Consider the following 13,297-nt stretch of genomic DNA (forward strand, 5'->3'; position numbering starts at 1 on the left):
CGCTGTGTGCCGGGGGATCCCGGTGTTCGTCCTGCTCGAAAGGTCCTCGTGAAGCCCACCCTGGCCGCCGCGCAGCTCCGCGGCAGTCTGACGCAGTACCTCACGACGACGTACGCCCTGGCCGACGAGGACACGCGGCTCGCGCTGGAGCGGTTCCTCGGGGATCCGGAGACGGGAATCTTCCGGGGGCCTTACCTGCGGATCAGGACGCCGTTCCACCCCGCCGACGACGGATGGCGGTCGGCGCTCGAGTGGCAGCCGTCGTTCACGCCGTGGCGGCACCAGGCGAAGGCGTGGGAGCGGCTGAGCACCTTCAAGGGGGCGGCCGAGCCGACGCTCGTGACGACCGGCACGGGGTCCGGCAAGACCGAGTCGTTCCTCATCCCCGTGCTCGACCACTGCCGGCGGCAGAAGGCGCTGGGCAGGCGCGGGGTCAAGGCCGTTCTGCTGTACCCGATGAACGCGCTCGCCACCGACCAGGCCGGCCGTATCGGCGACTACCTGGCACAGCCGGAACTGGCCCAGGTGACGGCCGGTCTCTACATCGGCGACAAACCGGACACGAACTTCCGGCGTGTGATGACACGGCGTGAGGAGATGCGCCAGTCGCCCCCGGACGTGCTGATCACCAACTACAAGATGCTGGACCTGCTGCTGCAGCGGGCCGAGGACCGGCCGCTGTGGGAGGGCGCGGACCCGGCTTACGTCGTGTTGGACGAGTTCCACACCTACGACGGCGCGCAGGGCACCGACGTGGCGATGCTGCTGCGGCGCCTGGCGGCGGCCGTGGGCGCCGCGAAGCCGGGGCGGCCGCTCGGCTCGATCTGCCCGGTGGCGACCTCGGCGACCCTCGGCGAGGGCGGTGGCGACACCGGGGGCATCCTCACCGTCGCCGAGCAGGTGTTCGGCGTGCCGTTCGGTCCGGACGCCGTCATCGGCGAGGAGCGGCTGAGCGCCGACGAATTCGTCGGCGACATCGACTACGAGCTGCCCGAGCCTCCCAGCCCCAAGGAGGTCATCGATGTCTCGGGCGGACCGGGCGTGGAGTCCGACCCGGACCGGCTCGACCTGGACGGTCTCGCCGAGCGGCTGCTGGGGCGGCGTGGCCTGGACGCCTTCCAGATCGGGCGACTGCTGAAAAAGCACGACTTCACCCACGGCGTGCTCGCGCTGCTGAACGGCGAACCGCTCGACGAGTGGGGGCTGCGGGACCGCATGGCCCGCTTCGGGTACGCGTGGGCGCGGACGGCGCGGGAGAATCCGCGGCTCGCGCTGGAGGCACTGTCGCGCTTCGTGGCGTTGCTGTCGTCCGCGCGGGACCCGAAGTCCGACGAGCGCCGCCCGCGACCGCTGCTGCACATCGAGGCTCACCTGTGGATCCGGCCGGTGGGGCGAATCCTGAGCGGGGTGGGCGCCCGGCCCGAATTCCGCTGGTACGAGGACGAGCGGACCGTCGCGCGGCGCTCCGCGCTCACCGCGGCGTCCGCGTCCGAGGACCCGTCCCACGACGACGCATGGCCGGCGGCGGACTCCCGGCGGCCCGAGGCGCTGCCCGGCGCGGACACCGTTCAGCGCCCGGCCCAGGCCCACTTGCCCGCGATCTACTGCCGCGTGTGCGGCCGCTCGGGCTGGGCAGCTCTGTCCCCCGAGGCCGATCCGCAGAAGCTGGAGACCAGTCCGCTGCGGATCTGGCAGGCCGCCGTGGGACGGGACAAGCGGCGGCTGCGGTACTTCATCTCGGCGACGCCCGCCGAGGCACGGGACGCCCTCGCGGCGCTGAGCGGTACCGCTCCGAAGCAGGCGGGCGGTGTGGATCCGCAGTCCGTGGTGGTGCTGGACGGGGCGCAGGGCACCTACCGCATGCCCGTCGCCGAGGACGCGGACGGGCTGCAGGACGCCTGGTTCGCGCGGGCCGTCCTGGACAAGAGGACCGCCGACCAGGCCGCCAAGGACGACACCTGCCCGGCGTGCAACACCGACAACGGCATCAGGTTCCTCGGCACCGCGCTCGCCGCGCTGGCCTCCGCCACGGTCACCCAGTTGTTCACCGGCGGCCAGGAGATCGCGCTGGCGCCGGAAGAACGCAAGACGCTGTTGTTCAACGACTCCACGCAGGACGCCGCGCACCGGGCCGGATACGTCGCCAACGCCTCGTACAAGTTCTCGCTGCGCTCGCTGCTGGCGCACCAACTGGACGACGCCGGCGCGTCGCTGCCCCTCAACGACCTCATCGGCGACGTTCTCGACTCCGTGGACGATCCGCAGACGCTGGCCGCGGTCGTGCCGCCGGACCTGCACGACGAACCGGGCGTGGACCGGCTGCTGTCGGGGCGCGGCACCGGGGACGCACGGACCTGGAAGCTCATCGGGGAACGGCTCGCCTTCGCGACCGTCATGGAGTTCGGGCTGCGCTCCCGACTCGGGCGCACCCTGGAGCTGACCCGGACCACGGCCGCGGAGGTGGTGGTCGCCGACCCGGACCGTATCGCCGCGCTCGCCCGCGATCTCCACCTCACGCTGCCCGGGCAGTTGGGGCTGGACGGCGGCCTGCCCACGCCCGACCGGTACCTGGCGTACGTGCGGGGGTTGCTGGAGCGGCTGCGGCTGCGCGGCGGCGTACGGCACCGGTGGCTGGACACCTGGATCAGGGAAGCGGGCGTCAACCAGTACCTGATCTCCGGGCAGCGACCGGAGGGGATGCCGGCCTTCCCCGAGGGTCACGTGGCACCGCCGCGATTCCTGCTCGACGGGCCCAAGGAGAAGACGAAGTTCGACACGATCACCGGTAAGGGCAACTGGTACCAGGACTGGACGCGGCGCTGCCTCGGCCTGGACGCGACCCAGGCCACCGAGTACCTGCGCAGGCTGCTGCCGGTCCTCGCGGAAGAAGGCGTGCTGTCGGTGCGCACCGCCAAGGACCGCACGACGCGCGTCTACGGGCTGCAGCCGGGCCGCATCCACGTGCGACTGCTGACGGACGACCTGGTCAACAAGGCGTTCGTGGCCTGCGAGGAGTGCGGCTGGCAGCAGGTGGTGCCGCCCGAGCGGCGCACCCGCTGGTACGGGCATCCCTGCCCGCGCTGGCGCTGCACCGGCATCCTCACCCCGCCGCAGCACGGCATGTCGTCGACCGGGGCGGGCACTGGCGGCTTCGGCGGGAAGCTCGAACGCGACTACCGCGCCGACTACTACCGACGCCTGTACCTGACCGGAGGCACCTACCGGGTCGTCACGGCCGAGCACACCGGCATGCTGACCCGACCCGAACGGGAGCGGGTGGAGCGGACGTTCCGGCAGGGCGTCCACTACACCGACCCCAACGTGCTCTCCTGCACCCCCACCCTCGAACTGGGCATCGACATCGGCGACCTGTCGGCGGTGCTGCTCGGCTCGCTGCCGGGCGGCCCGGCGAACTACGTGCAGCGGGCCGGGCGGGCCGGGCGCCGGACCGGCAACGCCCTGGTGGTCGCCTTCGGCGGGCGCCGGGCCCGCGACCGGTACTACCTGGACGACCCGACCGAGATGATCGCCGGTGACATCGTGCCGCCGGGCTGCTACCTGTCGGCCGTCGAGATCCTGCGCCGCCAGTACACGGCGCACCTGCTGGACCGGGCGGCGCGCGGCGAGCTGACCACCTCAGACGGTGAGCCGCTCATGCCCGTGCCGCGCCTGTCGTCGGCGCTGTTCGGCACGACCGGCTGGTGCCAGGACCTGTCGGACGCGGCGCTCACCCACGGGGCGCGGCTGGTGGAGGAGTTCCTGGCGCTGTTCCCTCGGGCCTCCGGCGGCCCGGACGACGACCGGGGAGTGTCCGCGCACGCCGCGGACGAGCTGCGCGCGTACGCCACCGGCGGCATCGCGCGCGCCCTGCAGGAGGCCGAGGAGGAGTGGACGGCGCGCCGTGAGGAGCTGCGCCGCCGCCTCGCCGCCATCGACACCGCCGTGGACGGGCTGCTCGCCGAGGACCGGGAACAGGGCGCGGAGCGACGCGAGCTGCTCGCCGAACGGCGCGCCACGGGCGAGCTGCTGCGCGAGCTGAGCCAGACCAGCGCGCACGGCGCCCTGGTCGAGCTGGGCCTGCTGCCCAACTACAGCCTCACCGACACGACCACGTCGCTGGAGGCGACGCTCTACTGGAGGGAGGCCTCCGGGGACGACGAGGGCACGGAAGCCTCCGAGGGCGACGACGCGCGCCGGAACTGGGTCTACCGCAGCGAGGTGCGTGACTACGACCGTTCCCGCAAGCTGGCCCTGACCGAGCTCGCGCCCGGCAACAGCTTCTACGTCAACGGCTACCGACACGTCGTGCGCGCCCTGGACATCGGCAGCCCCGAGCGGCGCGCCTGGGCCGTCTGGCGCCTCTGTCCGGCCTGCGGGTACGCCCGTACGCACGGTGATCCGCAGAACGACACCTCGCCGTGCCCGCGGTGCGGTTCAAGGGAGATCGCCGACGCGGGCTGCGTGCACCGCGTGCTGGAGCCCCGTCGGGTGATGTCCCGGGACAAGCGGGACGACGCACGGGTGCGGGACGACCGAGACGAACGGGAGCGGAGGCGGTACGCGGTCCTCACCACCGTCGACATCGACCCCGCGCATCTGGCGGCCGGATCGTGGCGGCACGACACCGCGGTCTTCGGCGCCGACTTCACCCGCAAGGCCGTCGTCCGCACCCTGAATCTGGGAATCGACCGGCAGGACGGCAGCAGCACGGTCCCGTTGGCCGGAGACGACGTCCGTCTGAACCCGTTCTACGTGTGCACCAGTTGCGGTGGGGCGACGGCCGACGGGCAGCCGGTCGTCGACCAGTCGCAGCACGCCCTCACCGCCTCGCTCGCCCGCGCCACCCGCGCCAGCGCCCACCACCAGCTGTGGTGCCCGCGCCGGCGACTGCGCGGTGCCGGGGAGGAGCAGGGAGCCGGGCTGGACGTGCCGCTGCTGCTGGCGCACGAGCTGACGACGGAGGCCGTCCGCATCCTGCTGCCGGCGTCCGTGGCGCGGGCCAAGGAGCGTCTCGCCTCGTTCACCGCCGCGCTGTTCGCGGGCATAGCGGCCCGCTACGGCGGCGACCCCGACCACATCGACATCACCGCCGCGTCGATGCCGGACGGTGAGGACCGCGACTGGCCGCGGCGGTTCCTCGTGGTGTACGACCGGCTGCCCGGCGGCACCGGGTACCTGCACCGCCTGGCGACCTCCGACGGCTTCCGCGAGGTCCTGCTGAAGGCCCGGGAGGTGATCGAGAGCTGCAGTTGTCTGGAGAAGGGACTCGACGGCTGCCACCGCTGCCTGCTGCGCCGCGTGCCGCCGGCCGACTACGACAGGGTCAGCCGCAACGAGGTCCGGCAGATGCTCGACGAGCTGCTCGGCGCGGACGGCGAGCGCTGGCGCACCTCGCCCGTCGCCACCACCCAGCACATCCCGATGCACCGGCAGGCGGAGAGCGATCTCGAAGTCCTGTTCATCGACACGCTGCGCGAGTGGGCCGGCCTGCCGGAGAGCCGTGCGAGCGGTGACGCGTACATCACCCCGGCCGGCACGCACGCGCTGGACCTGCGGCTGACCGCCACGGACGGCACCACGCTGAGCTGGCGGGTGTCGCAGCAGCGCGCCCTCGACGGCACCCGCCCCGACGTCCTGTTCGAACGGGTCGACGCGCCCGGTCCGCGCGTCGCGGTCTTCCTGGACGGCTACGAGTTCCACGCCGGCCGGGACCACAACCGGGTCGGCGACGACGCCGACAAGCGCACGCGGCTCCGCGCGGAGGGCGTCAGGGTCTTCCAGCTCACCTACGGCGACGTCAAGGAGTGGCAGCGGCGCATCCGGGACACCGGCCACGCGGGCGCCGGCCCGGTCCGTCCGGTGTGGGAGCCGTACGGCGACCAAGCCCGCGGCAAGGCACGCGACTACTACGCCAAGGTGTGGAGCGGACTGCCCGGTGAGCTCGCGGAGACGGTGTGGGTGAATCCGGCCGTGCAGCTCCTGGAGTATCTGCGCCGGCCGGACGCGAAACGCTGGCAGGGGCGGGCGGAGGCCGCCCTGGCGGGCTTCATGGGCACCGGCGTCCGCCCCGTCGCTCTGTCGTCCGACGTGCTCGGGGAGCAGATCACAGCGGCGCTGCACGGCGGAACGCCCACGGGACCCCGCGGTCCGGTGCAGCTGTTCACGGTCACCGAGGGCTCAGGGCTGCCGTTGGTGCTCGCCGCGGACGCCCGGGTCAAGCCCCCCGCGTGGACCGGTATCGCCCTCCTCGACGACACACCCGGCGTCCACGCCGAGGAGGAGGCGCACAAGCGCCGTTGGCGGGCGTGGCTGTACTGGTCCAACCTGCTCCAGTTCCTGGACGGCGGCGGCGGTGACGCCGTCCAGCTCACGACCGGCCGTCTCGACGGGTTCCCCGTCGAGACCCTGGCGGTCACGGGCGGGGGCGGCGTCCTGGAGAGCGTCCGCGCCACGCTCGCCACCACCGCGCCCGCCGGCGGCACACCGGCGGGGGCCGGGATCGCCGCGCCCTCGCCGCTGGTCCCGGCCGCCTCGGAGGCGTCCACGGCGGCTGCCGCTCCTCCCCGCCGGGACGCGGCGTGGGACCGGGTCATCGAGTACCTCGACCCGGACGAGCCCGGTCTGCTCGCGCTCGCCGAGAGTCTTGCCGCGCGCGGTGTCCCGGTCCCCGAGGACGGTTACGAACTCGACGAGAACGGCTGGCTGGCCGAGCTGGCGTGGCCGGACGCACGCGTCGGTGTCGTCCTCAGCCCCCGCCCGACGGAGGGCGAGGACCATGACGCGGAGGCCGCCGACCGCGATCGCGCCTTCGGCGCGGCCGGATGGGAGGTGCGGCCCGCCGCCGACTGGACCCCGGACGAGCTCGCGGACCGTCTCGACGGCACACAATCATCCGGCGACCGGGAAGGTCGCAACCAGCCGGACAGCACCACCACGGACAGCGGGGAGAACGAACGGCCGTGAGCGGCAAGAACGTGACGCTGCGCCTGCTCGACAAGGCGGACCGGGAGATCCTCAAGCTCCCCCGCCCGGTCAAGGGCGCGATCTACGACTTCCAGCACAAGTTCAAGACCAACCCCGACTCGGCAGGCCTGCGCCTCAAGCAGCTGCAGGGTCACGACAAGCTGTACTCGGCGCGCGTCAACGACGAGTACCGCGCGCTGCTGCTGCGCCTGGCCGACGACGACTGGCTTATCGTCTCCGTCAAGCACCGCAAGGACGTGTACGCGCATCTCGACCGGCTCACGTACTCGGTCAACCGCGTCACCGGCGGCATCGAGTACGTGGACCTGCAGGTCGTACGGCAGGAGGTGCTCAGTCCCGCGGCCCCGCGGCCCGCCGCTCCCGCTGAACCCGCCCGGCCCGCCGAACCCGCCGCGCCGGAGCCGCTGTTCGCGCAGTGGTCGGAACAGCAGCTCACCGATCTGGGCGTGGCCCCGGCTCTGATCCCGGTCGTCGCCGCGCTGACCACCGAGGACCAGCTCCTCGGACTCGTCGAGTACGCGCCCCAGCTCACCGGTGAGGTTCTGCTGGCGCTGTACGACGGCAAGTCGTACAACGATGTCCTGGAACAGGTCACCGCCCCCGTCGCGGCGCCGGAACCCGTGGACCCCGAGGACTTCCGGGCCGCCGTCGAGCGTCCCGCCACCATCGTCACCACGACCGACGACGCGCTGCGCGAGGCGCTGGAGGGCGAGGACTTCGGGCGCTGGAAGGTGTTCCTGCACCCCACCCAGGCCAAGCTGGTCGCACGGGACTACAGCGGTCCCGCGCGCGTCGGTGGCGGGCCGGGCACCGGCAAGACGATCGTGGCGCTGCACCGGGTCAAGCACCTGGTCGCGCAGCTCCCGCCCGGCCGGAACAAGCCGGTGCTGCTGACCACGTACAACAAGAACCTCGCGGCGGACCTGCGTTCGCGGCTGCTCGCCCTGGGCGGCGAGGCGCTGCTGGCCCGTGTCGAGATCAGTCACGTCGACCAGCTGGCGCTGCGCACCGTCCGGGAGGCGGAGCCGGGCAACCGCAAGCGGATCATCGATGAGGCGCAAGCGGTCCGCGAGTGGCGCTCGCTGCTGGACGAACTCGGCGAGGACGGCTGGGACGCGGAGTTCCTGAACGACGAGTGGACGCAGGTGATCCTCGGTCAGGCCGTCACCTCCCGCACGGACTACTTCCGGGCGCGTCGCGCCGGACGGGGACGCACGATCACCCGTGCCGAGCGAGCCGAGGTCTGGCAGCTGGCCGAGCGGTTCACCCAGCGTCTGGACCGGCTCGGAGCGCAGACGTGGGACCAGGTCGCGGAGCGGGCCGCCCAGCTCGAGGCGGAACGCGCCCGACGCATTCAGGCGATCGACCGCCGGCGGGAAGAAGCGGGTGGCCTGGACAACATCCATGTGGCCGACGGCTCAGGAGGCTGGCTGCGGTACCGGTACCGGCACATCGTGGTCGACGAGGCGCAGGACCTGCGTCCCGCGCACTGGAAGATGCTGCGTGCCATGGCCGCTCCGGACCGCAATGATCTCTTCCTGGTCGGTGACACCCACCAGCGCATCTACAAGAATCAGGTGACCCTCGGCAGCCTCGGCATCAACATCCGCGGCCGGTCGTCGAAGCTGTCGCTGAGCTACCGCACCACCCGGCAGATCCTGCGCTCCGCGCTGAACGTCCTGGGCGAGGAGAAGTACGACGACCTCGACGGCAGCACCGAGACGCTGGCCGGGTACCGGTCCGTGCTCAGCGGGGCCGTACCGGACCTGCACCGGCTGGACGACTGGCACCAGGAGCGCGAGGCGATCGCCGCGTTGATCGCATCCTGGGGCCAGGTGCCGCACGAGCAGATCGCCATCGCCGTGCCGACCAACCAGATGGCGAGCGAGATCGCGTACACGCTGGCCCAGCACGGCATCCGGGCGCTGGAGATCGGCCCGGACGGACCCCTCGGCGACAGCGGCGTCCACATCGGCACGATGTTCCGGTTCAAGGGTCTGGAGTACCAGCGCATGATCATCGCCGGGGTGACCGACGGACTGGTGCCGCGTGCGAGCGTCCGGCAGCGGCGGAGCACGGACCCGGCCCGTTATCGTACGGAGATGCAGCGCGCGCGGTCCCTGCTCTTCGTGGCGGCCACGCGTGCCCGGGACAGCCTGGACGTCTTCTGGCACGGGGAGCCGAGCCCGTTCCTCAAGGAACTGATCAAGGTCCGGCCGCCGATCGCGGCGTAAGAAACCCGGGGATCGTGCCGCGGATCGCTTGGGCTACCGCGGCACGATCGGCCCCTGGGGCACGAGGAACGGCCGCCGGGGATCCTCCGGCGGCATCCTGCGGGCCGCGAGGGCAGGATCCGGGGCCGGCAGGTACGGGGCGAGAGCCGCGTACACCTCCGCCGCGCTGCCGGGACGGTCGTCGGGCCGCTTGGCGAGCAGGGCGTGCAACAGCGCCTGGAGCGCGGCAGGGGCCTCGGCGCCCCCGTCGGCCAGCCGGGGAGGGGGTGCGGTGAGGTGCCGGGTCACCAGCTCGGCGGGGCTCCCGCCGTGGAAGGGTGGGTGGCCGGTGAGCATCTGGTGCATCAGGCAGCCCACGGCGTACAGGTCGCTGCGGCCGTCCAGCGGCTTCTCTCCGGCCAGGAGTTCGGGCGAGGCGTAAGCCACGTTGCCGGGCGTCTCGCCCGTCATGGTGAGCTGCGGATCGGTGTCCGACAAAAGCTTCACCAGGCCGAAGTCGAGAATCTTCACCAGTCCGTCGGTGCGCACCATCACGTTCTGCGGCTTGAGGTCGCGGTGCACGAGGCCGGCCGCATGCGCGGCGGACAGCCCTGAGCACAGTTGCGCGGCCACGGAGACCGCGGCGGGGACGGACAGGCGCCCGTCGTCGGCGCCGTCGACGACGTTGTCGAGGGTCGTCCCGTCGACGAGTTGCATCACCAGGCAGCAGACGTCATCGGTGACGGCAGCGTCGTACACGGTGGTGATGTTGGCGTGGTCCAGCCGAGCGGCTGCCTTGGCCTCCCTCTCGAAGCGCGCCAGGGCGGTGGGCCGCCAGTCGGGAAGGGCAAGGAGATCCGCTGCGACGGTCTTCACCGCGACAGGACGCTCCAGATACACGTCGGTCCCCTGCCAGACGTGCCCCATCGCCCCCCTGCCCAGGATGCGGTCCAGCCGGTACCTGCCCCGCAGGACCTTGCCGGCGGCGAACTGCTCCACGTTCACTTCCCTCGGTGAGCCCCAGTGGCGTGTCGGCGCGCGGACTGCCGGGGTCTCGCCATCCCGCGCGGCAGAAGTCAACCAGCCTCGCACGCACGTCGGGATTCCTCCGCCGCCGTGAACACCGGGGTGGTGCGCGATGTCGCGGAACTCCCCTACCAGGACAGCCCGACAGCCTTCGGTAGCCCGCCTCGTCGATGGTACACAGGGTGAACGTCGGCATCACGGTGAGTGGTTGACGTTGCTCACACGAATGAGCCATGCTCACGTCGGCTACAACAGCACTGCTGCGGCAGCACCCAGTGCCTCGACTGCCACGACCCGGCGACATCACGGAAACCCGGCCACACAGAGAGCCCCGCATCGAGGGCGCCCCGAGCGGGCCGGAACGCTTCAGCAGGGTCACCCGCCGCACCCCGGGCGGCAGTGCCGGCGACGGCCGCCGCCGGTCGAGCGATCGGCGCGTGCGGACGGCATGCCCCTCACCGTGCCGATGCACCGGTCACGCGATCGCCGCCCTGCCGGTCACAGCCCCGCCCGCGCGCGCAGCGCCGGGAGCGCCTGCGGCTTCACCCTCTGCACCGACCGCACCTGCCCGAGCCCCAGTTCGTCCCGGCGCACGGGGTCGCGGTACAGCGCCTTCGTCGCCTCGGGGAGCAGGCTCACCGCGACCAGGTAAGGCACTTCGGGGTCGTCCGGGTCCTTCCAGGGCTCCTCCTCGACCTCCGCCACCGCGGCGACCGCGGACTCCGGCTGCGTGAAGAAGAACCAGAGGCGGTCGCCCCGCTTCATGCGGTTGCGGCGACCGAGCCAGAGTTCGAGCTCGGGCTCCTCCTCCGCCAGCCGGCGCACACTCTCCTTGCCGAACGGCTCCCCGTCCAGCGTGTCCCTGTTCGGATTGAGGATGTAGATCCAGTCCGCCACGGCTCCCCCTCGGTCGGCGCACGCAACCCGTCGTCGGACCCCGCGTGCACGTCACGCACCGCGCGCACAGCGATCGCCACGCCCCATGGTGTCAAGCCACTCCGTCCTGCGCAGCCTCCTGTTCCCGACACCTTCCGACACCTCGCACGTCCGGGGCCGACGCGCTCCGCCCTCCGGCGGGACGCGTCCCGGCCTGCTGCGGCCGGGACGCGTCCGGGGCGTTCGCGAGGGGTGTGTCAGCTCAGCCCTTCTGTTCCACGCGCACCCAGTCCACCTCCACCTGTGCTCCGCCGGCGGCGATCTTGTCGACGCTGGACTGGGGGAGGCCCCAGTAGGGGGTGGTGACCTTGTTCCAGCCGGCCGGGTAGGCGCCGCCGAGGGCGAGGTTGAGGATCACGTAGTTGTCGTGGTCGTAGACCCACTGGCCGCGGGTGGACTCGAGCTTGTTGCGGGTCGTCTCCTGGACCAGGCGGTCGTCGACGAAGAAGCGCATCGCCGTGGGGGTCCACTCGACCGCGTAGGTGTGCCACTGGTCGGCGGTGCCGCCGCCGGGGTAGGTCTGGCGGGCGCCCACGTTGCCGTCGGCCGAGTAGCCGGGGCCGTGCAGGGCCGTGCTGGTCCAGTCCGGGTAGCCGATGTTCTCCATGATGTCGGTCTCGCCGGAGGCCGGCCAGGACACGGCAGGGTCGTCGACGTTGCTGCCGAGCAGCCAGAACGCGGGCCAGAAGCCGTCGCCGACCGGGAGTTTCATGCGGGCGCTGACCTTGCCGTACGTGAAGTCGAACTTGGTGTTGGTGTCGATGCGGCCCGAGGTGAAGTCGTAGGTGCCGCCGCCGGCCCGGGTGCAGCCCTTGCAGTAGTTCGCCTTGAGGACGAGGGCGCCGTTCTGGGTGCGGATGGTGTCCGCCGAGTCGACGTACGCCTGCGCCTCGCCGTTGACCGACCCCATCTCCGTTCCGGTGCGCACCACGCGCCACTTGGAGCGGTCGAGGCCCGCGCTGGTGAAGTCGTCGAAGAAGGTGGTGCGGTACGCGCCCGACGGGTCGGCGGGGAGCGCCGGGTAGGCGGCCGTGGCGCTGCCGCCCGTGCCCCACACCTGGAACTCGTAGAGCGAGTAGCCGAACTGGGCGGTGGCGGGGGCCGGGTTGTAGAAGGAGCGGCGTTCCTTGCCGAGCATGCGGACGTAGCGGCCGGTGGCCGGGGTGGCGAGCCGGACGGTGTCGTGGACGCCGGCCGCCTCGGCAGGGGGCTTGACGTCGGCGCGGCGGGCGGCGATGTCGGCGGCCGAGGGCTCGTACACCGTGCGCCAGGTGCGGTTGTCGTCCGACACCTGGATCAGGTAGTCGACCGCGTACGCCGACTCCCAGTAGAGGTCGACCGTGTCGATCACCGACGACGCGCCGAGGTCCACGGACACCCACCGGTCGGCGTTCCAGTCGCTGGACCAGCGGCTGCTGTCGCCCTTGAGGTCGGCGGGCCAGCCCCCGTCCGTGAGGAACGCCGGTGAGTGGCCCGCGTCCTGATGGAAGCGGGAGTAGGCGGGGTGGTTCAGGGCGAGGTTCGTGCGGGTCGTCGAGGCGGGGGCGGGTTCGCCGCCGTAGACCTTGAAGTTCCACAGCGAGTAGCCGTAGGGGGTGGCGCGCTCCAGGCCGCGCAGGCGGACGTAGCGGCCGGTGACCTCCTGCGGGTAGGTGTGCGCGGTGACGGAGCCGCCGGCGCCGGCGGTCTCGGTGTAGAAGGGCGTCCAGTCGGCGCCGTTCCTGGAGACCTCCAGGACGTAGCGCTTGCCGTAGGCGGCCTCCCAGTCGAGGGTGACCCGGTCGATGCGCAGGGTGGCGCCGAGGTCGATGCGGATCCAGGCGTCGTCGGCGTAGTTGCTGGACCAGCGGGTGGCTGCGTTGCCGTCGAAGGCGAGGCCGGGGGCGGTGCCGGCGTTCTCGCTGCCGGAGGCGGTGACGGAGGCGGGGTTCAGCGCGTAGGCGGCGGCCGCCCGGTCGGTGTCCCAGGAGACGGCGGCGGGGGCGGCGGAGGCGGGGGCGGTCAGGAGCGGGCCGGAGCACAGCAGACCTGTGGCGGCCAGGGCGGCGAGCAGGGTGCGGGGAATGCGGGTGGGCATGCGGCTCTCCTCGTGGGGTGGAGGTGCATTCCTGTGACTGTCACGTACATGACATACATGG

The 13,297-nt window shown here is 72.2% G+C and carries 5 protein-coding genes; 2 read left to right on the forward strand and 3 right to left on the reverse strand.

Going from position 1 to position 13,297, the window contains the following annotated elements:
• Positions 1 to 48: 48 nt before the first annotated feature.
• Together ABZ261_RS21340 and ABZ261_RS21345 are read left to right on the forward strand one after the other, a co-directional pair.
• Positions 49 to 6,963 (forward strand): DEAD/DEAH box helicase, encoded by a 6,915-nt coding sequence (locus ABZ261_RS21340; protein ID WP_356861385.1) that lies wholly within the window; start codon positions 49 to 51, stop codon positions 6,961 to 6,963.
• On the forward strand, positions 6,960 to 9,218 hold the full coding sequence (locus tag ABZ261_RS21345) for a UvrD-helicase domain-containing protein (protein ID WP_356861387.1): 2,259 nt from the start codon (positions 6,960 to 6,962) through the stop codon (positions 9,216 to 9,218). The genes ABZ261_RS21340 and ABZ261_RS21345 overlap by 4 nt, the downstream gene beginning before the upstream one ends.
• A 33-nt stretch (positions 9,219 to 9,251) precedes the next feature.
• Here the strand turns inward: ABZ261_RS21345 and ABZ261_RS21350 are convergent, their stop codons facing one another.
• From ABZ261_RS21350 to ABZ261_RS21360, 3 genes are all read right to left on the reverse strand, one after another.
• Entirely contained in the window at positions 9,252 to 10,196 is a 945-nt protein-coding gene (locus ABZ261_RS21350) for a serine/threonine-protein kinase (protein WP_356861389.1), read from the reverse strand.
• Positions 10,197 to 10,721: 525 nt separating this feature from the next.
• Positions 10,722 to 11,120 (reverse strand): EVE domain-containing protein, encoded by a 399-nt coding sequence (locus ABZ261_RS21355; protein ID WP_356861391.1) that lies wholly within the window; start codon positions 11,118 to 11,120, stop codon positions 10,722 to 10,724.
• 241 nt (positions 11,121 to 11,361) lie between these two features.
• Positions 11,362 to 13,236 carry a discoidin domain-containing protein gene (locus ABZ261_RS21360; protein WP_356861393.1) on the reverse strand — a complete coding sequence of 625 codons (1,875 nt, stop codon included), beginning with the start codon at positions 13,234 to 13,236 and terminating at the stop codon, positions 11,362 to 11,364.
• Positions 13,237 to 13,297 lie beyond the last annotated feature (61 nt).

Origin of the sequence: Streptomyces sp. NPDC006193 (assembly GCF_040613915.1) — a bacterium.
Lineage (GTDB): Bacteria > Actinomycetota > Actinomycetes > Streptomycetales > Streptomycetaceae > Streptomyces.